This window comes from Streptomyces chisholmiae, from assembly GCF_031845445.1.
Taxonomy (GTDB): domain Bacteria; phylum Actinomycetota; class Actinomycetes; order Streptomycetales; family Streptomycetaceae; genus Streptomyces; species Streptomyces chisholmiae.
This window is the reverse complement of the sequence record NZ_JAVREO010000293.1, coordinates 1-396: the sequence shown is the minus strand read 5'-3', so window position 1 is coordinate 396 and position 396 is coordinate 1. Positions and strand designations below refer to the sequence as shown.

The following is a 396-nucleotide window of genomic DNA, read 5'->3' as shown; positions in this document are numbered from 1 at the left end:
ATCAGGTGACGCTCGGCTATTACGACACGAACGAGATCGGCGAGGTTTTCATCTCGGGATCAAAAGCCGGCAGCACAACCGAAGCAGTCGCGCGCGATGGCGCAGTGCTGCTCTCGATCGCCCTGCAGCATGGCGTGCCGCTCGAAACCATCAAGCATGCGCTGACGCGTGAAGGCAACGGCACGCCGAGCACCATCATCGGTGCCGTAGTCGATCGGCTGACGGAGGCTAAAGCAGAAGATGAAAAAAGCGCGCAAGCAGAAACGTAAAGCTCCGAAGGCGCGGCCGAAGCTGGAGATGTTGCCGCCGCCGGCGTCGGTGCCGGCGCCACCATGGGTGATCCCTGCAAATCTCATCAGGCGCGGCGAGCTCGAAGGGACGCTTTCGGATTTGCGG

The 396-nt window shown here is 61.6% G+C and carries 1 protein-coding gene; it reads left to right on the top strand.

The annotated features are described in order from the left end of the window. A partial coding sequence (locus tag RM844_RS33260; protein WP_311671143.1) for a TSCPD domain-containing protein occupies positions 1 to 269 on the top strand: 269 nt, incomplete at its 5' end. Positions 270 to 396: the final 127 nt, after the last annotated feature.